The sequence below is a fragment of the Streptomyces sp. NPDC005863 genome (assembly GCF_042871345.1).
Taxonomy (GTDB): Bacteria; Actinomycetota; Actinomycetes; order Streptomycetales; family Streptomycetaceae; genus Streptomyces.
Map to the genome: position 1 here is coordinate 492,673 of NZ_JBIAII010000004.1, position 24,280 is coordinate 516,952.

A 24,280-nucleotide genomic window follows, 5' to 3' on the forward strand; every position below is an offset into this window, starting at 1 on the left:
TCAAACGCTCCCACCCCCGTCCACCGTCAACACCGCCCCCGTGACGAAGTCCGCGTCGGGGCCCGCCAGGAAGGCGACCGCCGCGGCTATGTCCTCCGGTGTGCCGATGCGGCCCAGTGGGCGGTCGGCGGCCTCCGCGAGGAACTCCGTGTCGGACTGGCCGAGTTGGCGGGCCTCGCGGGCCAGCATGGGGGTACGGGTGTCGCCCGGTGCGACGCAGTTGACGCGGATGCCCGCGGGGCCGTGGTCCAGGGCCATGGCCTGGGTCAGCATCACCACCCCCGCCTTGGCCGTGCAGTACGCGGCGGCCTTCTCCCCAGCACGCAGACCCCAGCCGGAGGCCACCGTGACGATGCGGCCCCGCCCGGCCCGTTCCATGAGCGGCAGCACCGCCCGGCACATCAGGAAGACGGAGTCCACGTTGTCCGCGAACGACCGGTGCCAGTCCGCCAGGGACAGCTCCGGCACCGTGCCGCGCCGGATGCTTCCCGCCACACAGCACAGGTCGGTGATGGCGCCGAGTCTGCCGCTGACCTTCTCGACCAGGGCCGCCACGTCGCTTTCCGCGGACACGTCGCACAGGAACGCCTCCGCACGCCCGCCCGCGTCACGAATGCGTCCGGCCACGGACTCGGCCGCGTCGTCCCGGTCGACCACCGCGACCGCCGCCCCCTCGTCCGCGAGCCGTCGCGCAACGGCGCTGCCGATGCCACCGCCGCCCCCGGTGACCAGCGCGACCCGTCTGTCCGAACCGGTCGCCGTCATCGCGCGCCTCCCGAGAGGGTGCCGTCGAACAACTGGGTGAGCAGGGCCTTTTGGGTGTGGAGGCGGTTCTCCGCCTGCTGGAAGATCTTCGACCACGGGCCGTCCTTCACCTCCGCGTCGACCTCCTCGCCCCGGTTGCTGGGCATGCAGTCGAGGAACACCGCCCCGTCGGCGGCCCGCCGCATCAGCGGAGCCGTGACGCGCCACCGGTCCGCGAGCCGGGTCCGCGCCTGGATCTCCTCCTGGCCGACCAGCGTGGGGGACTTCCAACTCAGCGTGTACACCGCCGCACAGTCCTTGACGGCGTCCTCCAGGTCATGGGTGAGCTCGACGCTCGCGCCGGTGCGGGCGGCGACCGCCCGGGCGGCCCGGGTCACCCGCTCCTCCGGTGCGAAGCCGGGCGGGTGCGCGACGGTGACGCGATGGCCGAGTACCGCCGCGGCCATCATGGAGGAGTGCAGGACGCCGGGGGTCTTCTGGCGCGGCGAGTAGGACCAGACGTACACGATCCGTTGGGAGGCAACCTCCGCCCCGTACAGCTCGCGCAGGGTCATGAGGTCGGCGAGGACCTGGCAGGGGTGCTCCTCGTCGTCGAGTGCGTTGATGACGGGAATCGTCGCCTGCTCGGCCATCGTACGGAGGCGGCGGTGGCCGGCGCCGTACTCGTTCATGTCGTACCAGCGCACCACGAGCGCGTCGAGGTAGCGGTTGAGCACGCCGATGGTGTCCTCGATCGACTCGCGGTTGGCGAGCCGGAGTTCCTCCACGCCGTACGGGAAGCTGTCGGCGCCCAGTTGGGAGGCGGCGACCTGGAAGGAGACCCTGGTTCTGGTGGAGGGGACGTTGAAGAGCAGGCCGATGCAGCGGCCCGCGAGGTGGGCGCGGGTGTCGTCGCCGCGCTTCATCGCTTCGGCGAGGTCGAGCAGGGAGTGCATCTCCTTGGCGGAGAGGTCCTGTATGCGCAGGATGTGTCGCGCGGTCATATGAGGACTCCTGTCTCGGTGGGTGGGGTCACGCGCTTGCGCAGCCACCGTTCGGCGACGACGGAGAGGAGGAGCATCGCCAGGGCGATGGCGAGGCTGATGCCGAAGAACGGCAGTATGGCGACGGTGGTGGCGATGAGCGCCAGGTTCAGGCGGGCGGCACCGCCCCGGGGGAGCAGCCGGGCGGCGGAGAGGAACGCCATCAGGAAGATGAGCAGATACGTGGCCGACGACGCCTTGATCAGCGTGGACTCGCTGGAGTCGGTGATCAGGAGGAGAACGACCGACACCGCGTAGCCGGGCAGGAGCGCGAGCACGGCACGGGCCGGCACCGTCCCCTGTGCGGAGAGCTTGCTGAGTCCGGCGGGCAGGACGCCGTCGCGGGCGAGGGCGAAGACGACGCGCGAGGTGCCGAGGCACCAGGCGTTGGTGGTGAGCAGCAGCAGAATTCCGGCGACGAGGAATCCGCTGCTCTGCAGCGAGGAGCCGGTGGCCACCTGGAGGAGGCGTACGAACGCCGTGATGTCCGACTGCCCCGCGGCGGGTTCGGGCAGCGCCACCGAGACGGTGAAGGCCATGGCGAAGTAGAGCAGGCCGACACAACTGACCGCGTAGAGAATGCCTTTGGGGAAGGTGTGCCCGGGATCGCGTACCTCCTCGGCCACCGGCGCGGCGTTCTCCCAGCCGATGAATCCGAAGAAGCAGATGAGCAACGTACTGCCGAGCGCGCCCCAGCCGTGCGGCGCGAACGGCGTCAGACGGGTGTAGTCGGCCTTGGGCAGGGCCAGACCGATGACGACGACCAACAGCAGCACCACGGCGCCGAGGACCACCATCTGGGCGCGCGTACTCACCCTGATGCCCCACAGGTTGAGCGCCAGGCAGAACACGATGACGGCGGCGCCCGCGAGGAGGGCCGCGCGGTTCGACGCGGTGGGGTCGACCGCCGAGAGCAGGTAGCGGCCGGCCGCGAGCCCGAGGACCGGATTGCCGGCGAGCAGCGTGAGGAGGAGGAAGACGGCGGCGACGCGGCCCGCCCGGGTGCCGAACGCCGCCTCCACGAACCGGGCGACGCCCTTGCTGGTGGGGTGGAGCACGGACATCTTCGCGAAGATCAGGGCGAAGGGGTAGCTGTAGAGGATCAGCACCCCCCACGCGACGAGGGACAACGGGCCTGCTTCGGCCCAGGCGAGAGCGGGGATCAGCAGGACGCCCGCACCCATCACGGAGGTGACGTAATGGGCCACGAGCCCCGACGTGCCGAGCTGCCGCGGTAGTTGAGGGGGTCCGGACGCTTCCGCGGGGGCCCCCTCGAGCGACGTCATACGGTCTGGCCCGCCTGTTCTTCGCGCGAGCCGTGCCAGAGCCCGTCCATCGTCTCGTGACTGATCGGTTTGTGCAGGTCCGCCTGGGACGCGTACCCCATGTTGATGATGAGCCTGCGGCCGCGGCTCAGCGGGTAGACGCGGTGCAGGGTGGTGTCGGTGCGCATCAAGTACAGGTCGCCCGGCCGTAGTTCGAAGGAGTGGATGGGCTGCGCGATGAACTGCCGGTGCAACTGCGGGTCCTGCTTGTTCCAGTACGTGCGCGGTACGCACTGGACGAATCCGCCGTGCTCGGCGGGCGGGCAGGCCACGACCCAGACGAGCGCGAAGCTGTAGTCGTCCCAGTGCCAGCCGTGGGTGTCACCGGACTGCTCCAGCTCGGTGATCACGTACCGCTCCGGCTCATAGGGACACGGGAGGACCGGTTCGCCCGCGACCCGCGTCAGCGCCGCGAGGAGATCCGGGGCGGCGTACACCTCCGGGATGACGGTGCCGTGCTCGCTTATTTCCCGGTGGCGGACATTGCGCATCTGCCGGGGCGTGTGCCCCGTCTCCTTGAAACTCATTCCACGGCGGACGCCGTGCGTCTCGACGAGACTTTCGCTTTCGTCCGCCACCGCTGATTTGACTTCGTCAGGTGCCAGGAAGGGCAAGGTGGTGAATCCGCGCTGCAGGAAATCGCGGCGCGCGCCCTCCAGGAGGTGTTCCTCCACATTCCTGACCAGGTGTTCCGAGAGGGACTGAACGAGGCCCCCGATCCGCCCGTCCGGTCGCATGACCAGCTCCCAACGTCGTCGGCAGGAGGTTTGCTCACTTCGGTACTTCGGTCTATTTCGAAGACGGAAGCCTACCGGGTCATCCTGTCGACACCCAAGAAAAGGGATGCATTCAAGCCAAACAGGCGAAACTGGTGCGACATTGTTTTTGACGCTTCGTTTCTTTCTGTCATGCGACTGACGCGTATTCCGCCGGGTGTTCGGACGGTGCGGCCGAGGTGTCAGCGCGTGCGGTCGGCGACGCGCACCGAGAGCCCGTAGTCGAGTTCGGCCCCGTCGACGAGAAGCGCCTCGACCGCGCGGGTCGCCGGGTCGATGTCGGCCTCCATGCCGTCCCCCGCGTATCGCGGATAGCCGGAGGCGCCGGTCTCGCCGGTGGCCACCACCACCGCCGAACGCAGGGCGGGGGCGTCGGCGGTGTCGCCGGAGCCCGCCTCGTTCTCGGTGAACTCGGGCACCAGCAGGAGCTCGTAACTCTGGGGATCAGTCGTCATGTCAGTGACGCTAGACAGGAGTGGCGCGCGCCGCACGTTCACACGCCGCGCGACCGTCCGTCGAAGCGCCGAACGCGCCGAACGCTCCGAACGCTCCGAACGCTCCGAACGCGCCGGACGCGCCGGACGCCGGACGTGCGGTGCGTCGACCACGTGAGAATCCTTACCTGTACTTAGAGCGACAATGATCATTAACGTCGAGGTCATGGGATCGACACTGACCGCCACAGCCGCCGGATTCGGCACGGGACTCTCGCTCATCGTCGCCATCGGCTCGCAGAACGCCTTCGTGCTGCGTCAGGGCATCCGACGCCAGGCGGTGTTCGGCGTGGTGGCCATCTGTGCCGTGTCCGACATCATGCTCATCGCCGCCGGGGTCGGCGGGGTCGGCGCCGTGGTGACCGCGTGGCCGCCGGCGCTGACCCTCATCGGACTGGTGGGCGGCGCCTTCCTCCTCTCGTACGCCGTGCTCGCCGCACGCAGGGCGCTGCGCCCCGCCGCGCTGACGGCGACCGGCTCGGCGGCCGGGTCACGGCGCGGCGTCCTGCTCGCCTGCCTGGCCCTGACCTGGCTCAACCCGCACGTCTACCTCGACACGGTCCTGCTCCTCGGCTCCGTTGCCGCCGGCCACGACGGGCTGCGCTGGGCCTTCGGGTTCGGCGCGATGGTCGGCAGCGTGTGCTGGTTCGCGGCGCTCGGCTACGGAGCCCGGCTGCTCAGCGGTTTCTTCGAGCGCCCCGCGTCCTGGCGCGCCCTCGACTTCCTGATCGCGGCGACGATGGCCGTCATGGGGGTGACGCTGGTCGTCGGCGTGCTCTGACGCCTTTCACCGCGCCACCGGCTCGGCCTCCCACAGCTCGGTCCGGTGCCGCGCCACCAGTGCGCGGACGCGTTCCAGGGTCTCGGCGGCGGGCAGCGGGTCCAGGCGCCGCCCGTCGCGCAGCCGCAGCGCGACCCGATCGTCCGCGTCCTCCTTCGCGCCGATGACGGCCTGATAGGGGACGAGACGGGCGGCCCGTACGCGCGCGCCCAGGCTGCCGTGCTCGGGACCGGCCGACTCGGCCCGCAACCCGAGCTCCGCGCACCGCCGCAGCAGGCGCTCGGTAGCGGGCACCTGGGCTTCGGAGACCGGCAGGACCACCAGCTGGGTCGGGGCGAGCCAGGCCGGGAAGGCCCCACCGTGCTGTTCGATGAGATGGGCGACGGCTCGCTCCACACTCCCGATGATGCTGCGGTGGACCATCACGGGGCGGTGCTTGGCGCCGTCGGCGCCGATGTAGTGCAGATCGAACTGTTCGGGCTGGTGGAAGTCGACCTGGACGGTGGAGAGGGTCGACTCCCGGCCCGCCGCGTCGACGACCTGGACGTCGATCTTCGGCCCGTAGAACGCGGCCTCGCCCTCCGCGGACTCGTGGGGCAGCCCGGAATCCTCCAGTACGGCGGTCAACAGGGCGGTGGACCGCCGCCATTTCTCCGCGTCGGCGACGTACTTGCCGCCCGGGCCCGGCAGCGAGAGCCGGTAGCGGGACGCCCCGATGCCGAGCGCCTCGTACGCGCGGCGGATCATCTCCAGCGCGGCGCGCGCCTCGTCGGCGACCTGGTCGAGGGTGCAGAAGATGTGGGCGTCGTTGAGGTGGATGGCCCGGACCCGGCTCAACCCGCCGAGGACGCCCGAGAGTTCGGCGCGATACATGCCGCCGATCTCGGCCATGCGCAGCGGCAGCTCACGGTAACTGTGCGAGCGGGAGCGGTAGATGACGGCGTGGTGCGGGCACAGGCTCGGCCGGAGCACGACCTGTTCGCCGCCCAGATCCATCGGCGGGAGCATGTCGTCGCTGTAGTGCGACCAGTGCCCGGAGATCTCGTACAACTCGCGTTTGCCCAGCACCGGCGAGTACACGTGCCGGTAGCCGGCGCGTCGCTCGGCGTCGCGGATGTACTCCTCCAGGGCGTGCCGTACGGCCGCGCCGTCCGGCAGCCAGTAGGGGAGCCCCGCACCGATTAGCGGGTCGGTGCCGAACAGGCCGAGCTCGCGGCCGAGTCTGCGGTGGTCGTGCGGGCGATTCATGTCGGACACGGGGGTCTCCTCGCGGGCAACGGGCGAGTGACCGCCGACAAGCCGAAGCCCCGGGGCACTCGCCCCGGGGCTTCGGACTCGAACATCGGTCAGCGCGCCGGGACACTCTCCGGCGTCGTCGTCACTGCGGCGCGCTTCATCATGGGGGTGACCGTAACAAGGCCGCGTTCGCCACGCGACGGAGTTTCCGGGGCCTACCGCCGAGCGGCCGCCTGCTAGCGGCGCTTCGTCGTGCGGCGCCAGCCGAAGGGGCCCGGCAGATCCATCGACGTGGTGCGCCGGCCGGTGCTGCTGTGGGTGCGCCGGGGGCCGTTGCGGCCACCCGTGGTGAGGGACCACGAGCGCTTGTTGATGTTCAGCCGCACCCCGGGAAGTATCCGGAAACTCTTGCGGAACGTGAGTGGCATGGACTCCTCCTAGCGTCCGTCTGCGGGTACCCGGAGACGGCCACCTCTCACGCGGCCGGCAGCCTCCCCGTGTCCGCCAGGACACCGTCGAGCTCCGCGATCTCCGCCGCGCTCAGCTCGACCTCCACCGCCCGGGCCGAGTCCTGGACGGAGGCCGGACGGCTGGCTCCCGGCACCGGGATCACCGCCGGGGAGCGGCTGAGCAGCCATGCCAGTGCGATCTGTTGCGGACTGACACCCCGCCCGGCCGCGACGCGGTGAAAGGCTGTGTCCGCGGAAGACCGGCCTGAGGGACCGTCAAGCGAGCTGCGGGATATACCAACCAGTGGACTCCAGGGCAGGAAGGCCAGGCCAAGCTCCGCACACAGCCGCAGTTCGGCCTCGCTGTCGCGCACGGCGGGCGAATACTGGTTCTGGACGGAGACGAGCCCGGCGCCGAGGATCGCGTGCACCTCGCGGATCTGGGCGGTGTGCACGTTGGAGATCCCGGCGGCGCGGATCGTGCCGGCGTCGAGCAGTTCGCGCAGCGCTCCCACGGACTCGGCCCAGGGCACGGCCGGGTCCGGCTTGTGCAACTGATAGAGGCCGACGGCCTCGACGCCCAGCCGTCTCCCAGCACGTGGCGGCTCTGGAGCGCAGCCTCGGCACCCAAGTCGTCACCCGCAGCACGCGCGGCGTCACCCCGCACCTAGGCCGGCCGCATCATGGTCCGGGCCGCCGAGTCGGTCACCGCGGAACTCGCGCACGCACAGCGGCAGGTCGACCGGCTCCACACCGGCCGTACGCAACTGAGCATCGCCACGTTCACCAGCGGCGGCAGGTTCCTGCTGCCCGGCGCCCTCGCCCGGTTCACCGCGGCCCACCCCGACACCGTGCTCCACGTCAGGGAGGGCGAACCGGAAGACAGCCTGCCGCTGGTCCGCCGGGGCGCTGTCGATCTCGCGCTCCCTACCACTTCGACGGCCCTCTGCCCGGCCAGGTGAGTCAGAACCCCGCCATGAGTTGGATCGCGCTCATGCAGGATCCCCTGTAGGCCGTCCTGCCGGTCGGGCACCGCCTGGCCAGCCGCACCGCACTCGACCTGGCCGAACTGGCGGCCGAGCCCTGGGTGCTCGGCTGCTCCAAGACGGACGCCTACCTACGGCGTTACGCCCGGCAGGCCGGCTTCGACCCCGAGATACGCGGCACGACAACCGACTACTACTTCGCTCGCTCACTCGTCGCCGCGGGCATGGGGATCTCGCTGCTCTCCAGGAACAGGCGGCAGCGCCGGACGCCACGTGAGGGCCCAACCCCCTAGGTGATCGCTAAGGGTAAACCCCCACCCGCTGCGGCCAGTTGGGATGATGCGGGTGACCCCGGGGACCGGCGAAGCTCTTCCGCATGACGAAGATCAAGCGCAACACCGCCCTGCTCGCCGCCTCCGCGGCCGTCCTCTCCCTCACCGCGCCACTCGCCGCGTCGGCGTCCACGGCCACCAAGACGACCGACACCTCCAGAACGAGCGCGGCGGGCGCGGGGCTCGACTGGACCACCTGCGAGGGCCACGGCCCCGAGTCCCGGCAGCAGTGCACGACGCTCGCCGTACCGCTCGACTACGCCCACCCCGACGGCGAGCAGATCGACATCGCGATCTCCCGCATCAAGAGCGAGCGGCCCGTCGCCCGCCGCGGCGCCCTCCTGCTCATCGCCGGCGGGCCCGGCGGTTCCAGCATCGACGACCCCTCCGGCAAGGGCCAGAAGCTCCCGCAGAGCGTGCGGGACAGCCACGACCTGATCGGCTTCGACCCCCGCGGGCTCGGCCGCTCCACCCCGGTCAGCTGCGGCTTCGAGGACACCGACATCGCCCCCTCCAAACTGCGCCCCTGGCCGGCCCCAGACGGATCCGTCACCGACAACATGGCCGCCGCCCACCGCATGTCCGACGCCTGCGCCCACAACGGCGGCGCGCTCATCCGCCACATCAGCACCGCCGACAACGCCCGCGACATCGACCGCATCCGGGCCGCGCTCGGCGAGAAGAGAATCTCCGCGTGGGCGGTCTCGTACGGCACGTACGTCGGCGCCGTCTACAACCAGCTGTTCCCCAACCGCACCGACCGCATCGTGCTGGACAGCAACGACGACCCCAACCCGGCCCGCGTCGGCCGAGGCTGGCTCGCCGCGCACGAACGGGGCATCGAGGACACCTTCCCGGTGTTCGCCGAGTGGGCCTCACGGCCCGGCAACAAGTACCGGCTGGCACGCACCGCGGCCGAGGTGCGTCCGCTCTTCCTGCGCCTCGCCGAGCGCCTCGACCGCGCGCCGATCCCCTGGGAGGGCGCCGATCCGGCGGAACTGAACGGAAACGTACTGCGCCAGACCATGCTCAACGCGATGGGCGACCCCGATGACTTCCCCGCCCTCGCCCGGCTCATCCTCGGCGCCGAACGGGGCAGCCTGCCGCCCGCGCCCCCGGCGCCGCCCGAGGAGGCGATCCAGAACTCCGTCGCCGTCGGCTCCGCGACCCTCTGCAACGATGTCGCGTGGCCCGGCACGACGGCCGCGTACCAGAAGGGCGCCACGGCGAGCCGCGCCGCGTTCCCGCTGACCGCGGGCATGCCCAGGAACGCCATGCCGTGTGCGGCGTGGCCGTTCGAGCCGAAGGAGGCGCCGGTGCGCATCACCGACCGCGGCCCGTCGAACATCCTCCTGGTGCAGAACGAGCGAGACCCCTACACCCCGCTCAGCGGCGCCCTGAAGCTGCGCGAAGCGCTCGGCCGCCGGGCCGTCATGGTCACCGTCGACGCCACCGGCCACGACTCCTACCTCGCCAACGGAAACGCCTGCGGGGACCGGACGGTCTCCCGCTTCCTGGCCACGGGGGAGCGGCCGCACCGCGACAGTTACTGCTCCTGACCTGCTGTCCTCGGCAGGCCGGCCCCGTGTGAAGGTCGTCACAAGCAGCCGTCTCATGATCGGGGTCGGTGCCATCGGCGCACCGAGTTCGCGTAAGGTCGCGGGTCGGCCGCACCCCGGCCGAGTCAGCAGTCACCGAACGAGGAGCCGCAGGTCATGCCGGCCAATGACGCCACCCAGGCGCCGATCTACCACACGCTCATCCAGGAACACGGCGACGTCGTCGCCACGGCCCGCAAGGCCGCGGAGGAGACCCAGCAGACGGCAGAGGACCTTCTGGACTTCAGCATCCCCGGCAGAGCCGGCGCGCCCACCGCGCCCGCCGCCCCCGCGTCCTAGGGGGTGCGGCGCGGGCCGCGGCGCGGTGTGTGCGTCGGAGGGGCGCGAGGCGGGAGCGAGCTCGCCGCCGGCCCCTGAGTCGCTGGGTCCTTTGGCCCCCGAGTCCCGAGTCCCGAGTCCCGGTTCTCAGGTCCAGGTCGGTACGGCGGCCCGGTACCCGTAAGGGGTCTCGTGGCCGGTCCGCCTCGCGTCGACCGCGGCCGATCGGCCAGGATGGCGCCCATGGACTACGAGTTCTGGAAAGAGATCCACGCACGCGGCGGCATCCCCGCGGTCAAGAGCGCACTGGAGGACCTCCCCGGCGACCTCCCTCCGCAGGAGGCCGACGCCGCGACCGAGCTGGCCCTGAAGGTCATCGAGGACGACATCGCCCGCATCAACGCCCGTGCTGACCAGGCCGAGGCACGAGCGCGTCAGCTGGCCGAACAGGCCCGCGAGGTGAACCAACAGCTCACCGAACACGCGACCCGCGAGACGGACGGGCCCGACCCCGCGGGACGGGTCGGCGGAGTGACGTGACGCGCGGGGGCGACGGGGTCTGCCCCTAAGGATGCGTCGGGCCCCCAGACCCGCGCCGTGAGGTGCCGCCCGCAGCGGGACTTGCCGGGACTTGCCCCACAGGTGCGCCGAGTCAGTACCGGCGCGGCAACGCGACCGCCCCGCACCGGCCACAGGCCTCGCACGGGACGCCGCCACGGCCACAAGGCAGCGGATGGCCTCGGCTTCGTCGCCCATCCCAGCAGCGCCTCCCCGGACCACGATGCGCAGCAGCCCCCGGATCGCCGACGGCATCTCCGCCGGGGAGTGGAGGTCGAGGGCGGCCGTCGCCGTCCTGAGGGCGGGCTGCCACTCACCGGCGTCGAAAAAACGAGCGCAGCCGGTACGGGGCCGCACGAACTCACCGCGATACGAAAGGTGGCGAACGCGCATGGCAGCCGACGGCGAAGACCACTGGGAGTGGGATGACACTCTCTTCGCGGGGGCGGCCCCTTATTACGCGCGCGGGAGGCTTCCCTACGCGCCAGGTCTGGCGGACGTGCTGGCGGACGTGCTGGCCGAGGTGCTGGAGCTCGACGTCAGGGAAGCCGGAGGGGCGGAGTTCGGTGGGCGGAGCCGCCTCATCGACGTGGGGTGCGGCCCCGGCACGCTCGCGCTGAGCCTCGCCCACCTGTTCGGCGAGGTGGTGGGCGTGGACCCGGACGAGGGAATGATCGCCGAGGCGGAACGAGGGTCCGTCGAGCGGGGCGTGGCCGAACGGGCGCGGTGGGTGCGGGCCCGCGCGGAGGACCTGCCCGGCGACCTCGGCACCTTCGACGTCGCGGTCTTCGCCCAGTCCTTCCACTGGATGGACCGCGACCGGGTGGCGGCGACCGTGAAGGGCATGCTGCGTCCCGGCGGGGCGCTGGTCCACGTGTCGGACCTGAAGACGGAGGAGCGGAGCACCGACGGGCTCCCATACCCCGCACCCCCCTTCGCGGCGGTCGACGAGTTGGTACGGCACTACTTGGGACCGGTGCGCCGCGCGGGAAAAGGGGTGCTGCCGCAGGGAACCCCCGGCGGTGAGGCTGCGGTGTTCGCGCGGGCGGGCTTCGCCGGGCCGCGCCGCCATGTCGTCCCCGGCGGCCAACCCCTGGAACGTACGGCCGATGACGTCGTCGCGGGTGTGTTCTCCCTGTCCAGTTCGGCCCCTCACCTGTTCGGGAGCCGGCGCGACCGCTTCGAGGCAGACCTACGGGGAGTGCTGCGGGAGGCCTCCGCGTCGGGCCTCTTCTCCGAACGGGTCCCGAGCACCGAGGTCTTCGTCTGGCGGAACGAAGAGCGCTGAGAGTCGCGCAGAGATATGTGCGGGGCCGTCGGTTCATGCGTTATCCGCCAGGTTCGTGCGCGTAGCGCGACCGACTCGGTAGGCTGAGGCCATGGGGATGTCTTCCGTCGAGAGACTGCGCACCGCGGTGGCCGCGCTGATGCAGGTCACCGGTGACACCCAGGCGAGCCTCGCGGCCGTGCTGGGCGTCGACCAGACGCAGGTGTCGCGCCGTCAGTCGGGCACGGCGGCCTGGGGCCTGGACGACTGCGACGCGATCTCCGCGCACTACGGAATCGATGTCCTCGACCTCCTGGCCGGGCCCACGCGCGCCTGCGAGGCGCTGGCCGCCGACCGCCGACGTACCGTCCCCAGGCGCCGCGCCGCGACCAAGGCCGCGACGACCGCCGCGTCCGCGAAGGGGGCCCGGCGGTGAGCGAGTTCGACGCGATCGACGCACTGTTGGCCTCCTCCGGCCCGGAGGCGGAGCTGCCGTCCGTCGAGGAACGCCGTGCGCTGCGCGCGGCACTGAACCTGTCGCAGGCGCAGGTGGCGCGTGCCATCGGGGTGAATCCGACGACGGTCGGCGGCTGGGAGTCGGGCCGCGAACCGACCGGCGACGTGCGCGAGAAGTACGCGTACTTCCTGGAAGCCGCCCGGACGAGGCTCGCGTCACCGGCGACGGAAGAGCCGACCCCCACGCCGACGGAAACACGAGCGGAGCCGGAATCGGAGCTACGAGCGGAGCCACGAGCAGAGGCCGCGACACCCCCGGCTCCCGTACGGGCTGCAGCCGCCGACAGCACGGCCGAGTGCCTCACCCACCCCGAACCGTGCGTCCTGTGTGGCCGGCCCGCCACCGACGAGGTGGAGGGCTTCCCGCAGCACCTGGACCCGGCTGACTGCGGGAGCCGGAACCCAGAAGAGGCCGCCTTCGACGCGAGCGCCCCGGCACGCCCGAAGGCGGAGCCGGAGACAGCGGCGTCCGAGAAAGGTGAGCCAAAAGGGAGCGCGGTGAAGCTCGTCCCCGTCGGCCGCAGGGCTCGGACCGACGCCGAGTCGCCCGATGCGATCGGCCGGGCGGTGAAGGAGGCGCTCGCCGCGCACGCCGGTGACGTGGAGGCCGCCACCGCCGCCCTGGTGAAGCGGGCCATCCCCGACGCGATGGCCCTCCTGGACGAGACCCGCAAGGGCGGCCGCTACGACATCGTGGCGCACCCCTGGATCCCCGACATCCTGCGCAAGCAGACCTCGCGCGGCGCGGACCAGGTGTGGGAGGCCCGCCCCAAGTGGACCCGCCCCGAACTCCCGCCGGGTGCCCACGAAGTGACGGCCCTCGACATCAACGGCGCGTATTTGTCGGCGCTGAAGACGCACCTCCCGATCGGCCAGCTGGAGCACTCCACCGGCTTCGACCACGACCGCAGGCGGGCCGGCGTACACCTCGTCACGCCGCCCGACTGGCACCACGAGGGAGTTCTCCCCAACCCGCTCGGCAACCGCGACGAGCCGGGACCGCTCTGGATCACCGAGCCCACGCTGCGCCTGCTCCTGCGCCTGTCCTCACCGAAGTACGCGCTGTGCGACCCGCCCAAGATCCACGAGTCGTACACGTCGGGCGCCACCGAGGGCCTTCTGGAGAAGTTCCGCATCGCGCTGAAGGACGCCCGCGACCGGGCGATCGACGAGGAGGACGAGGTGACCTTGGAGTACGTGAAGGCGATGTACTCCAAGTTCGTCTCCACGATGGGGGAGTCGAACTACAACCGTGAGCTCTACCGCCCCGACTGGATGCACCTCGTCCGCTCCCAGGCCTTCGCCAACCTCTGGATGAAGGCCTACAAGGCGTACGACGAGGGCCTCACGGTGGTCCGCGCCATGGGCACGGACGAGCTGCACGTCATCGGCGACTGGCAGAGCGTCTTCCCCGAGGGCCGCGCGGTCACCGAGGTGAAGGTCAAGGACCGGTACACGGTGGGCGGCGACTGAGCGGGCCTGCCTGAGGGGACCGGTACACTTCCCGCCCAACCTACTGACGGGTAAGGTCGGGGCCCGAGGAATGGAGCGCCCCCTATGCCCCGTACGTTCACCGTGTCCCGCAGCATCGTGGTCAACACATCGCCCTCGGTGGTGTACGAGCAGGTCAGCCGCCCCGCACAGATGGGCCGCTGGAGCCCGGAGAACCTCGGCGCGACCGTGCCCGGCGCCGACGAACCGGCCGAGGTGGGCCTGGTCTTCGAGGGGCACAACAAGCGCGGCGCGTTCCGCTGGACCACGCGCTGCACGGTCACCGCGGCGGAGCCGGGCAGGCGGTTCGCCTTCCGTGTGCACGCGATCGGCGTGAAGCGCCCCCGGCTGCGCGCTCCCATCGCCACGTGGGAGTACCGCTTCAAGGAGGTCGAGGAGGCGGGCGCGGCGGGGACGTCGACGCGGGTGACCGAGACCTGGACGGACGACCGCCGCTCCTGGCCGGACGTCGTGGCGGGTGTCTTCGACCGGATCGCCACGGGCGGCCACACGTTCGCGGTGTTCCAGGTGAGGAACATCGACAGGACCCTGCGCAACCTCAAGAGGGAACTGGAAAGCGGCCCCAGCCTCTGACGAGCCGCTCTGCCGCAGAGCGGTACGGGCGGGCCCGGTTGGTGTGCCGCCACACGTCGACTGGGCGTGTGGCGGCCGTTCCGTTGTGCGTGATCGATGCCCTGCTGTCGCGGTGTCCTACCGAGCCGGCAGCGCCACCGTCCCCCACACCGGACGGTGGTCCGAGGGATTGTCGGTGTCGGTGCCGATGGTGCAGCCGGACCAGGTCGCGGGGGACGTGGCGAAGAGGTAGTCCAGCTTGGAACTGCCCGCCGTCGGGCGGTTGGTGGGCTGGTCACATTCCTTGTGCGCGTCGTACAGCGGCTGCAGGACGGGCATCGTGCTCTGATCGGGTGTGACGGTGGGGGTGGCGTTCAGGTCGCCGCCGATCAGGGTTCGGTAGCCCAATGCCGAGTATGTCGTGGAGCGATCGGCCATGTGGGCGGCCTGGGCCTGCTGGGTGTGCCGCTCCGGGTCGTCGTAGGTGGGGCCGCCGGTGCTGAAATGGGCCGTACAAGCCATGACGGCCCAGGAGCGGACGGCGGCGCACAGGGCGGTCCGGCGCTCCTTGTTGTCCGGCGAGTCCAGTTCGATCGCCTTGTACCAGGTGTTCTCCGCGGGTACGGCGATGGCGACACCGTAGGCCCCACGGTTCTGGGTGCACGTCTTCTGCGCGAAGCGGTCCGGGGCGACCTTGAGCTGGATGGGCGCGAACCGGACGTCCCACGTGTCCGCCCCGCCGTCCCTGGCCTCCAGTTTGTGCTCCAGTGGCTTGGCCAGCTTCTCGCAGAACTCCTGGAGGAAGATCACATCGGCGTGGGCGGCGGTGGCCCGCTGCGTGACGGTGTCGGTGAACCTGTCCGCCGAGTAGCCGGCCATCTTGCAGGCGCCGTTGTTGCTGCAGGTGTTCCAGGTCAGAGTGCGGAGGCTGCGCGCCGGCGTCGGGAGGGCGGCCGCGGGCGGCGCGTCCGAGGACGGGAACGGGATGTCGACGAGCTTGAACCGCTCCCAGGAACCGGGCGTCGCGTCCGTGCTCGCTCGCAGCAGCCCCTTGTCCTCACCCTCGAGGTTGACCCGTGCGGAGACGTAATAGTCCTTGGAGACGCCGTTCTGGGTGTACTTGTAGCGCAGCGCGTACCAGCCGTCTTCCAGGTCGACCAGCTTGAACTTCTCCCAGCTCCCGAAGGCTTCGCTCTGGCGGGCGCGCAACATGCCGAAGTGGGGGTCCGCGTCGTGGAACTCGGCGGACACGTACTGGCCGTTCGCCTCGGAACGCAAGGCCGGGGCCGCGTCCTTGTCGGTGTGGAGGGTGAAGGTCTCCGTCGGCTTCAGGGTGCGCACGTCAGCGCAGTCCACCCGGGCGCGGAGCTTGCCCGCTTGATTGCTGGTCCCGTCGGGGTCGGCCACGGACGCGCACACCGGCTTGCCGGCCTCGTCGGTGGCCGCCTTCGACTGGAGCGCGAACCTGCGTCCCGCCGACTTCTCGGTCAGGATGTCGCCGGCCTGCGCCGACGGTGCTATGCACAGCGTGAGGAGCGTGAGCAGCAGCCCGATCATGGCTCCCGCCCGGGTGGTTCTTCGCAAGGTGACTCCGTTTCTCCTTCTCCGCACGGGTGGTCCGTGGGAGAGCATCGCTCGCCCCACAGGCGCACGAGCAGGTGGAACGCGTGTCAACGGAACACGTGTATGGGGCATCGAGCGCCGTGGGAGGGATGGATCATCTCACGCGCTCGAGCGTGCCGTGCGGGCCTGTGCGTGCTCTGAACGGGGCGCGGTGGAGGGCCCGTTACCCTGCACGGATGACCCCCGCCCTGATCCTGCTGCCGCGCGTGGCCTGTCGTGGGCAGGAGGTCGGCGCGCCACGCCTTCGCGCCCTCCTCGCGCTGCTCGCGGACGACGTGCGTACGGGGTGCAGCACCGAGCGGCTGGTGGCCGGGCTGTGGCCGGACGTGCTGCCGGCTCACCCGGGCAAAGCTCTGCAGGTCCTCGTCTCCAGGGCTCGGTCGCGGCTCGGCGCCGACGTCATCGCGAGTACGCCGACCGGATACCGGCTCACCTTCGCCGAGGACCAGGTCGACAGCTCCGCCCTCCTCCGGCACGCCGCCGCGAGCGCGGAGCGCGCCAGGGCCGGGGACCACACCGGATCGCTGACGGCAGCCGAGGCAGGACTCGCGCTGTGGGAAGGCGGGGGAGGCGACCCCGACGGCGCGGCTGCCGACGACCCTGTGGCCGCGCTGCGCGCCCGATGCGCCCGCGTGCGCGGCGACCTCGTCCGCGCACAGGGACTCGCGCTCGCCCGGTCGGGACGCCACGCGGAGGCGACCGCGCCATTGACCGCTGCCGCAGCGCAGTACCCGCGCGACGAGGAGGTGCTCGCCGAACTTCTGCGCGGCGAGGCGGCGACGGTGGGCCCGGCCGCCGCACTCACCCGCTACGAGGACTACCGCAGGGAGCTGCGCGGCACGCTCGGCACGGACCCGGGCGCCGGACTGCGAGCCGTCCAGCAGGCATTGCTGCGTGAGCAGAAGCCCGTCGCGCGCCACGGTGTGCCGCACGAACCGAACCAACTCCTGGGCAGGCAGGACGACATCGCCGCGGTCCAGCAGTTGCTGCGCACCGCACGCGTGGTCACCGTCGTCGGACCCGGCGGCATCGGCAAGACCCGGCTCGCCCACGCCGTCAGCCGCCGGGCCGCGCAGCGCCTCGTGCACGCCGTGCCGCTCGCCGGCGTCACCACGGACGAGGACATCGCCGCGGAGGTGGCCTCGGCGCTCGGCGCGGGCGCAGGACGACACGGGGCGGTCACCGGCACCGCCGCACTCGACCCGGTTCAGGCAATTCTCGGCGTGTTCGGCTCGGGCCCCGCTCTGCTGGTCCTCGACAACTGCGAGCACGTCGTCCAGGGCGCCGCTGACCTCGTACGGACGCTGATCGCGTCGGCACGGGAACTGCGCGTACTCGCCACCAGCCGCGCTCCGTTGGACCTCAGGTCCGAGGCGGTGTACGCCCTGCCCGAGCTCGGCCTCGACGTCGCCGTCGAGCTGTTCACGCAGCGGGCGAGAGCGGCCAGGACCCGCGTGGAGCTGCCGTCGGACGCGGTGACCGAGGTGTGCCGCCACCTCGACGGGTTGCCGCTCGCCGTCGAGCTGGCCGCGGCGCGGGTGCGCGTTCTCTCCGTCCAGCAGATCGCCCACCGGATCGGTGACCGGTTCGCGCTGTTGCGTGGCGGCGCACGTGACGCGCCGGTGCGCCACCGCACGCTGCACGCGGTCGTCGAATGGAGCTGGAACCTTCTCACCGAGGACGCCAGGGCGGCACTGCGCACCCTGTCCGTGTTCCCCGGCGGCTTCTCCGCCGAGGCGGCGGACCACGTCCTTGCCGGCGACGCCCTGCCCCTCCTGACGGAGTTGACCGACCAGTCTCTGCTCACCGCCACCGACACGCCGGTCGGCGCGCGGTTCCGCATGCTGGAGACCGTACGGGAGTTCAGCGCGGCCCGCCTCGCGGAAGAAGGCGAAGCAGAGCGGGCGCTCGGCGAATTCCTGGCCTGGGCGAGGGAGTTCGGAGTCGTCCACCATGACTGGGTCTTCGGCTCGGATCCGCGGGCGGTGGGAGCGCGGGTCAAGGCGGAGCAGGACAACCTCGTGTCGGCACTGCGGCACGCCATGGCCCGTACGGACGGCCCGACCACGGCGGCCCTCACGGCCGTCCTCGCCGCGCTGTGGTCCACCGACGCGGACTACCCCCGCCTGGCCGCACTCGCCGCCGACACCGGACAGCCGCTGTCGCATTACCGCCCGGAACCCGATGACGTCGAAGTCGCCCGCGCGGCAGCGGTGTTGTGCGGAGCGAGCCTGTTCATGAACTACGGCCCGCAGGTCGGCCTCCCACGACAGCTCATCACCCTCCGGCGCCTTCCGCCGGCCCCGCCGGACACGTTGCTGGGCGCCGCCGCGACCGTACTGGGCGCCGTCCCGGACATGCTGGCCTCCGGCCACGACGTGCTGCACGAGCTCTGTGGCAGCGACCAACCGCTGGTCGCCGGAGTCGCCGAGTGCGTCGCCACCTATATCTGGGAATACGAGCACGACATGGACCGCGCGCTCGACTCGGCCCGCCGGACGACCGCCGCCCTGGCGGCGGTGGCCGGCCCGGCCCTCCAGGTCATGGTGCGGTCCAGGGCGAGTGAGCTGTGCCTGAAGGCCGGCCGTGGCGACGAGGCCCACGAGCACCTTTCGGCGGCGCTCGACGCGCTGCCCCGGCTGGGCGACGAGCACGATTACATCGGCATCCGCACAGGCCTCGCCCTGGCCTGTCTGCAACGGGAAGACCCCGACGAAGCCGAGAAGTGGCTGCGGCAGGCGGACGGCGCCGGGACCACACCGTACGACGACTTCTACAGCCCCGATCTCGGCGCCCGCGCCGAGATCGCACTCGCCCGCGGACAGACGGAGACCGGGCTTCGCCTGTGGCGCGACGCCGTGCAGCGGATGTCCTCGACCGGCGCGGCACGCGGCGATGGTGGGCTGTACGTGCCGGGAGACTCGTGGCGCGACCCGTGGGCGCTGCAGATCCAGTCGGCGGCGATCACGGCACACGCGCACGCAGGCCGGATCGACCTCGTCATGGAGCCGCTCGATCGGCTACGTCGTCTGCTGCGAATCATGGCGCAGGGATCGGCACAACTGCCCCTGGAACTAAAGGTGTACGGGACCATGCTGCACGCTCTCGGCATGGCGGGGGTTGCCTCGGGAGACGCCCGAGCCGTCCGGATGATCGCGCTCGCCGAACGGATGCGGGTGCTGCGCGAGTTCCAGCCCACCATGTCGGCGGTCCGAGCCCGGCAGGCCGCCGAGGACACCGACAGGGCGGCGTACGCCGACGCGGTGTCGGAGTACGCCACGCTGGAGCGGCATGAACTGTGCGCGGCCACAGGCGAGTTCACCTTGGATCGCGCCTGAACAAGGCCGTCGACCAGAAGTAGCCGAGTACCGCGAGTCCGAGGCACCAACCGGTCGCGAGCCAGCCGTTGTTGCCGATCTCGCTGCCGAGCAGCAGTCCGCGCAGGGTCTCGATGGCGGGGGTGAACGGCTGGTACTCGGCGATCGGCTGGAACCAGCCCGGCATCGCGTCGACCGGAACGAACGCGCTGGAGATCAACGGCAGAATGACCAGCGACATCGCGTTGTTGCCGGCGGCCTCCGCGTTGGGACCCGCCATCCCGATGCCGACCGCGATCCACGTGAACGCCGTCGCCACCAGGACGAGCAGCCCAAAGGCGGCCAGCCATTCCAGGGCGGAGGCGTCCGTGGAGCGGAAGCCGATGGCGAGGGCGATGGCGCCGACGAGCACCACGCTCATGACCGACTGCAGCACGCTGCCGACGACGTGCCCGATGAGCACCGAGGGGCGGTGGATCGCCATGGTGCGGAAGCGGGCGATGATCCCCTCGGCCATGTCTATCGCCACGCCGACCGCCGTACCGGCCGGAGTGGCGCCGATGGTCATGAGCAGGATGCCGGGGACGAGATAAGCGATGTAGTCGGAGCGCTCGGCACCGCTCCCGCCGATGCCCGCACTCATCACGTCGCCGAAGACGTACACGAAGAGGAGCAGCAGGACGATGGGCGTCAGCAGGATGTTGAGGGTGAGGGAGGGGTAGCGGCGGGCGTGGAGGAGGTTGCGGCGGAGCATGGTGTGGGAGTCGCGCAGGGCGAGGGTGAGGGAGCTCATCGCAGGGCCTCCGTGGGCTGTTGGGTGTGGGTGTCGCTGGTGGGGGTGTCGGCGGTGAGGGCGAAGAAGACGTCGTCGAGGTCGGGGGTGTGGAGGGTGAGTTCGTCGGCGTGGATGTGGGCGGTGTCGAGGCGGTCGAGGAGGGTGCGCAGGGCGTGCTGGCTGCCGTCGCTGGGGAGGTGCAGGGTGAGGGTGTCGTCGTGGTGGGTGGCGTCGTGGAGGGTGTCGGCGGCGGTGCGGTAGGCGGTGGGGTCGGTGAAGCGCAGGCGGACGTGGCCGCCGGGGATGAGGCGTTTGAGTTCGTCGGGGGTGCCGTGGGCGGCGATGGTGCCGTTGTTCAGTACGGCGATGTGGTCGGCGAGTTCGTCGGCTTCCTCGAGGTATTGGGTGGTGAGGAAGACGGTGACGCCGTCGGCGACGAGGGTGCGGATGATCTGCCACATGGTGTGGCGGGAGCGGGGGTCCAGGCCGGTGGTGGGTTCGTCGAGGAAGATGATGCGGGGGTCGCCGACGAGGGTCATGGCGATGTCGAGCCGGCGTTTCATGCCGCCTGAGTAGGTGGCGGCGGGTTTGGTGGCGGCGTCGGTGAGGTCGAAGCGGGCCAGGAGTTCGGCGGTGGTGCGGCGGCCTTCCTGTCTGGGCAGGTGGTGCAGGTCGGCCATGAGGAGCATGTTCTCCTCGCCGGTGATCAGGTTGTCGACGGCGGAGAACTGGCCGGTGACGCCGATGGTGGCGCGGACGGCCTGGGGGTGGGTGGCCAGGTCGTGGCCGGCGACGTGCAGGTCGCCGGAGTCGGCGCGGATGAGGGTGGACAGGATTTTCACGGCGGTGGTCTTGCCGGCGCCGTTCGGGCCGAGCAGGGAGAAGACGGTGCCTTCGGGGACGGCCAGGTCGATGCCGTCCAGGACGACTTTGTCCCCGTAGGACTTGCGCAGCCCGTGCGCCGCGATGGCCAGGGGGCGTACGGGAGTTGTGGTCGTGGTGGTCATGGCAGAGAGGCTGCGGCATCGCGCATTCAGCGCGGTTTCACGACGGTTTCAGCGACCGGCAGCACGGCGCCTCAGTGACCTTTTCAGGGACCGTTTCAGTGATCGGCACCACGGTGGTCGCAGCGACCGGCACGCGAACGGGCCGCTTCCGACGGGTGGGGGCGGCTCACCTGGTGGGAGGGGCGCGCCAGGGAGCCCGCGGCCCCACCCGTCGGGCGGTTCCCGGTGGTGGGCGGGTGGCCGGCCTCCCGCGTCGGCTCCCCTGCCGGTTGATGCGTACACCGGGATCCTGGGGTGGTGCATGGGGCGCAAAGCCACAGCAACTGCTCGGCAGGGACAGAAAGACCGGTCTGTCTCGTGAGCCGTTGCTTAGACGATGGCAGCGGGCGGTGGCTCTGTCCAGGGCAATTCTGGACGGTGATGGACAGCGTCCCGCCGCCAAAGACGCGTCGACCCGCGCCTCGTGAACGGATATTGAGCACCGCGTACGAGCTCTTCTCGCGACGCGGCATCCGTGATGTCGGCATCGACGAGGTCATCGCGCGCTCGGGGGTCGCCAAGGCCACGCTCTACCGGCACTTTCCCTCGAAGGACGCGCTGGTGCTCGCGTTCCTCGCCCGCCGTGAGAGGCAGTGGACGCTGGGGCTCGTCGTGGCCGGCGCCCGCAGCCGGGGCGGCTCACCGGAAGAACGGCTGCTGGCGATCTTCGACGTCTTCGACGAGTGGTTCCGCGGCGACGACTTCGACACCTGCACGTTCATCAACGTCCTGCTGGAGATGGGCTGCGAGCACCCTCTCGGGCGGGCGAGCATCGACTACTTGAGCAACATCCGATCCCTCGTGCGCGGCATGGCCGAAGAGGCGGGGCTGCGCGAGGCGGACTCGTTCGCGCGGTCCTGGCACATCCTGATGAAGGGGTCCATCATCTCGGCGGCCGAGGGCGACGTCGACGCCGCCCTCCGGGCATGGAAGATGGCCTCCACGCTGATCGCGCAGCACCGTTGGCCGGTCGATGAGGGCGCGGACCTGAAGTAGGGGGGCGAGCGGTGGCCGTCGGGCGTGGGCGAGGATGGGGCCCCGGCAGTCGGCGAACGAGCGGATGGGACACGGCATGACGAGTGAGGGCCACAGGGATTGGCGCGGGAACCGGATAGCGAGCGCGCTGGCTGGCCAAAACCCCACCGTGCTGCGGCGGTTGACGGCCGGATTCGCCGCCATCGGTGACGTGCAGTTCCTGCCGGGCTACTCGGTCCTCCTCGTCGACGAGCCCCACGTGGAGCGGCTGTCCGACCTGCCCAAGGCGAAGCGGCGTGCGTTCCTGTCCGACATGGACGCGCTCGGGGAGGCCGTGGAGCTGGCCTGCCGGCGCCTCGACGCGGAGTTCCGCCGGGTGAACCTGGAGATCCTCGGCAACACCGACGGGTTCCTCCACGCCCATGTCTGGCCGCGGTACGCATGGGAGCCGGCCGACCTGGTGCGGCTGCCGGTCTGGCTCTACCCGCGCGAGAACTGGACGGACGAGCGGTACGCACTGGCGGCCCGGCACGACGAGCTCCGAGCCTCGATCGCGCAGGAGTTGGACGGACTGGTGGCGGGCGGGCAGGTGTCGGACGGGACCAGCCGGTAGGGCGGCGCGCTCGGGCTCCACGGACGCTCCCCTGGGCTTCCTCAACCCGCACATGCGCCACGCGGTAGAGAACACCGAGTGGACAGACGGCATTGCGTTGTTCTTCGCCGGTCTGGAGCGTGCCTTCGGGGTCTCCTTGCCCCAGGACGGGATCACGTCCGGGAACGTGTGCTGCGCGCGCCCCGCCCGCCGGGCGGCGTGAGGCGCGTAGGCCGACGGCATGTAACCCGATGCCCCGTTCCCGACGTCGCACCGCGGCACCCCGCAGGTGCGCGTGTCGGTGCGAAAGCTAACGTTGCGCTCCGGGAAACACGTCAGCCACCGCACCGATCAACGGGGAACTCCTTGCTCAAGCACGGCACGCAGCACACACAGCGCACGCAGTACACACAGCACACGTCTCATGCGCAGCGCACGCACCGCGCCACCCGCGCCGCCCTCCTCATGACCGCAGGGACGGCCGCGCTCGCTCTCACCGTCACCGCCTGCTCCTCGAAGTCCGGGGACGGGGACGACGCGAAGAACGCTGCGGACCGCGCGCCCAAGGGTCTGGTCACCCAGGCCGAGGCGAAGAAGATCGTCGACCACTACGTGAAGGTCAACAACCGGGCCAACGCCAAGCGCGACAGCGGCGTTCTGTCCGCCGTCGAGGGCGGTGGACTCTTCGAGACGAGCGCGAACGGTTATAAACAGGACAAGCTGCTCTCGGCGAAGGACCGGGCCGAGGGGCGCAAGCCCTTCGACTACGTGAATCGCGAATACCTCATCCCGTCCGCGAAGAGCCACGCCACCTGGTTCGCGCTGCGCACCGACACCAAGGACCACAGCGGCACCTCGGCCAAGACCAGCCGCGCCACCGTCATCTTCGACAAGCAGGACGGCGACTGGAAGGCCGTGTGGAGCGGCTGGACCACCAAGAAGGACCCCAAGACTCCCGAACTCGCCAAGGACGCCGACGGGTTCGTGCTCCCGGTCACCGACACCGCCAAGAAGCGAGGTGTCCTCGCCCCCGACCAGATGGACGACGCACTGGTCGCGCTCTACAAGGGCGACGAGAAGCTCGGTTCGAAGGTCGGCGCCAGCGAGACCTCGAAGTGGATGACGCAATTTCCGGTGGAGCAGAACAAGATGCTCACGCCCGGCGGCAAGTCCGAGTTCAAGGCGGGCGAGACCGACCACAAGAAGGTCTACGCCCTCCAGACGAAGCAAGGCGGCACGCTGACCTTCTTCGACGCGGTCGTACAGGAGTACATGCACGCCACCGACCCGGCCGCGCGCATCACCCCGTCCCCGCAGATCGCCTTCCTCGTCGGCAGCAAGAAGGACGAGCTGCTGTTCGACGTGGACTACCTGCACCAAGGAGAGGCGTACATCCCGGCCAAGGGCAAGGTCTCCATGGTCACGGACAGCTGGGACATGACCAAGGCGGAGGGCCCGCAGCGCGGCCTTCTCTGACCTGCGCCGACTTCTCGCGCGGGCCCGT

The 24,280-nt window shown here is 70.8% G+C and carries 22 protein-coding genes and 2 pseudogenes; 13 read left to right on the top strand and 11 right to left on the bottom strand.

The window, feature by feature from the left end; translation table 11 throughout:
* The 5 genes from ACFYO9_RS18550 to ACFYO9_RS18570 form a co-directional block, all read right to left on the bottom strand.
* Window positions 1–765, bottom strand: a complete 765-nt coding sequence (locus ACFYO9_RS18550; protein ID WP_358777013.1) for an SDR family NAD(P)-dependent oxidoreductase — start codon at window positions 763–765, stop codon at window positions 1–3.
* Window positions 762–1,748 carry an ornithine carbamoyltransferase gene (locus tag ACFYO9_RS18555; RefSeq protein WP_358777012.1) on the bottom strand — a complete coding sequence of 329 codons (987 nt, stop codon included), beginning with the start codon at window positions 1,746–1,748 and terminating at the stop codon, window positions 762–764. Before ACFYO9_RS18555 ends, ACFYO9_RS18550 begins: the two co-directional genes overlap by 4 nt.
* On the bottom strand, window positions 1,745–3,073 hold the full coding sequence (locus ACFYO9_RS18560) for an APC family permease (RefSeq protein ID WP_358777011.1): 1,329 nt from the start codon (window positions 3,071–3,073) through the stop codon (window positions 1,745–1,747). The genes ACFYO9_RS18555 and ACFYO9_RS18560 overlap by 4 nt, the downstream gene beginning before the upstream one ends.
* Window positions 3,070–3,690 carry an ArpA protein gene (locus tag ACFYO9_RS18565; RefSeq protein WP_358777010.1) on the bottom strand — a complete coding sequence of 207 codons (621 nt, stop codon included), beginning with the start codon at window positions 3,688–3,690 and terminating at the stop codon, window positions 3,070–3,072. The genes ACFYO9_RS18560 and ACFYO9_RS18565 overlap by 4 nt, the downstream gene beginning before the upstream one ends.
* A gap of 380 nt (window positions 3,691–4,070) precedes the next feature.
* A complete protein-coding gene (locus ACFYO9_RS18570) occupies window positions 4,071–4,343 on the bottom strand; it encodes a hypothetical protein (protein WP_358777009.1) in 273 nt (90 codons plus the stop codon).
* Window positions 4,344–4,548: 205 nt separating this feature from the next.
* On the opposite strand from ACFYO9_RS18570, the gene ACFYO9_RS18575 reads away from it, so the two are divergent.
* Window positions 4,549–5,163 carry a LysE family transporter gene (locus ACFYO9_RS18575; protein WP_355807151.1) on the top strand — a complete coding sequence of 205 codons (615 nt, stop codon included), beginning with the start codon at window positions 4,549–4,551 and terminating at the stop codon, window positions 5,161–5,163.
* A gap of 6 nt (window positions 5,164–5,169) precedes the next feature.
* On the opposite strand, the gene thrS is transcribed toward ACFYO9_RS18575, so the two are convergent.
* The 3 genes and pseudogenes from thrS to ACFYO9_RS18590 form a co-directional block, all read right to left on the bottom strand.
* Window positions 5,170–6,411: a threonine--tRNA ligase gene (gene thrS, locus ACFYO9_RS18580; RefSeq protein ID WP_358777068.1), complete on the bottom strand. Its 1,242-nt coding sequence runs from the start codon at window positions 6,409–6,411 to the stop codon at window positions 5,170–5,172.
* Between the two features lie 224 nt (window positions 6,412–6,635).
* On the bottom strand, window positions 6,636–6,827 hold the full coding sequence (locus ACFYO9_RS18585) for a DUF4236 domain-containing protein (protein WP_358713159.1): 192 nt from the start codon (window positions 6,825–6,827) through the stop codon (window positions 6,636–6,638).
* Window positions 6,828–6,874: 47 nt separating this feature from the next.
* A pseudogene (locus ACFYO9_RS18590) lies at window positions 6,875–7,438 on the bottom strand (aldo/keto reductase); the annotation flags it as partial.
* Here ACFYO9_RS18590 and ACFYO9_RS18595 point away from each other — a divergent pair.
* From ACFYO9_RS18595 to ACFYO9_RS18630, 8 genes and pseudogenes are all read left to right on the top strand, one after another.
* Window positions 7,432–8,076 (top strand): annotated as a pseudogene (locus tag ACFYO9_RS18595) (LysR substrate-binding domain-containing protein); the annotation flags it as partial. The pseudogenes ACFYO9_RS18590 and ACFYO9_RS18595 overlap by 7 nt on opposite strands.
* 134 nt (window positions 8,077–8,210) lie before the next feature.
* Window positions 8,211–9,725, top strand: a complete 1,515-nt coding sequence (locus tag ACFYO9_RS18600) for an alpha/beta hydrolase (RefSeq protein WP_358777008.1) — start codon at window positions 8,211–8,213, stop codon at window positions 9,723–9,725.
* 156 nt (window positions 9,726–9,881) lie between these two features.
* On the top strand, window positions 9,882–10,064 hold the full coding sequence (locus ACFYO9_RS18605; RefSeq protein WP_355807155.1) for a hypothetical protein: 183 nt from the start codon (window positions 9,882–9,884) through the stop codon (window positions 10,062–10,064).
* A 222-nt stretch (window positions 10,065–10,286) separates the two neighbouring features.
* Entirely contained in the window at window positions 10,287–10,583 is a 297-nt protein-coding gene (locus ACFYO9_RS18610) for a hypothetical protein (RefSeq protein ID WP_358777007.1), read from the top strand.
* Window positions 10,584–10,992: 409 nt separating this feature from the next.
* Entirely contained in the window at window positions 10,993–11,889 is an 897-nt protein-coding gene (locus tag ACFYO9_RS18615) for a class I SAM-dependent methyltransferase (protein ID WP_358777006.1), read from the top strand.
* Window positions 11,890–11,980: 91 nt separating this feature from the next.
* A complete protein-coding gene (locus tag ACFYO9_RS18620; protein ID WP_358777005.1) occupies window positions 11,981–12,304 on the top strand; it encodes a helix-turn-helix transcriptional regulator in 324 nt (107 codons plus the stop codon).
* Window positions 12,301–13,857, top strand: coding sequence for a helix-turn-helix transcriptional regulator (locus tag ACFYO9_RS18625; protein ID WP_358777004.1), 1,557 nt, complete (start codon window positions 12,301–12,303; stop codon window positions 13,855–13,857). Before ACFYO9_RS18620 ends, ACFYO9_RS18625 begins: the two co-directional genes overlap by 4 nt.
* A gap of 84 nt (window positions 13,858–13,941) precedes the next feature.
* Window positions 13,942–14,469 carry an SRPBCC family protein gene (locus ACFYO9_RS18630; RefSeq protein WP_358777003.1) on the top strand — a complete coding sequence of 176 codons (528 nt, stop codon included), beginning with the start codon at window positions 13,942–13,944 and terminating at the stop codon, window positions 14,467–14,469.
* Window positions 14,470–14,586: 117 nt separating this feature from the next.
* On the opposite strand, the gene ACFYO9_RS18635 is transcribed toward ACFYO9_RS18630, so the two are convergent.
* A complete protein-coding gene (locus ACFYO9_RS18635; protein ID WP_358777002.1) occupies window positions 14,587–16,032 on the bottom strand; it encodes an endonuclease/exonuclease/phosphatase family protein in 1,446 nt (481 codons plus the stop codon).
* A gap of 215 nt (window positions 16,033–16,247) precedes the next feature.
* Between ACFYO9_RS18635 and ACFYO9_RS18640 the strand changes: the two genes are divergently transcribed.
* A complete protein-coding gene (locus ACFYO9_RS18640; protein WP_358777001.1) occupies window positions 16,248–19,409 on the top strand; it encodes a BTAD domain-containing putative transcriptional regulator in 3,162 nt (1,053 codons plus the stop codon).
* Here the strand turns inward: ACFYO9_RS18640 and ACFYO9_RS18645 are convergent.
* Window positions 19,390–20,181 (bottom strand): ABC transporter permease, encoded by a 792-nt coding sequence (locus ACFYO9_RS18645; RefSeq protein WP_358777000.1) that lies wholly within the window; start codon window positions 20,179–20,181, stop codon window positions 19,390–19,392. The two genes, ACFYO9_RS18640 and ACFYO9_RS18645, sit on opposite strands and share 20 nt — an antisense overlap.
* Entirely contained in the window at window positions 20,178–21,170 is a 993-nt protein-coding gene (locus tag ACFYO9_RS18650; protein WP_358776999.1) for an ATP-binding cassette domain-containing protein, read from the bottom strand. The genes ACFYO9_RS18645 and ACFYO9_RS18650 overlap by 4 nt, the downstream gene beginning before the upstream one ends.
* A 474-nt stretch (window positions 21,171–21,644) precedes the next feature.
* On the opposite strand from ACFYO9_RS18650, the gene ACFYO9_RS18655 reads away from it, so the two are divergent.
* The 3 genes from ACFYO9_RS18655 to ACFYO9_RS18665 all read left to right on the top strand — a co-directional run bounded on the left by ACFYO9_RS18655 (window position 21,645) and on the right by ACFYO9_RS18665 (window position 24,252).
* The gene (locus ACFYO9_RS18655) at window positions 21,645–22,205 is read left to right on the top strand and encodes a helix-turn-helix domain-containing protein (RefSeq protein ID WP_358776998.1); all 561 of its coding nucleotides are present in this window, start codon (window positions 21,645–21,647) and stop codon (window positions 22,203–22,205) included.
* Between the two features lie 76 nt (window positions 22,206–22,281).
* Window positions 22,282–22,797, top strand: coding sequence for a diadenosine tetraphosphate hydrolase (locus ACFYO9_RS18660; RefSeq protein ID WP_358776997.1), 516 nt, complete (start codon window positions 22,282–22,284; stop codon window positions 22,795–22,797).
* A gap of 345 nt (window positions 22,798–23,142) precedes the next feature.
* The gene (locus ACFYO9_RS18665; protein WP_358776996.1) at window positions 23,143–24,252 is read left to right on the top strand and encodes a hypothetical protein; all 1,110 of its coding nucleotides are present in this window, start codon (window positions 23,143–23,145) and stop codon (window positions 24,250–24,252) included.
* Window positions 24,253–24,280 lie beyond the last annotated feature (28 nt).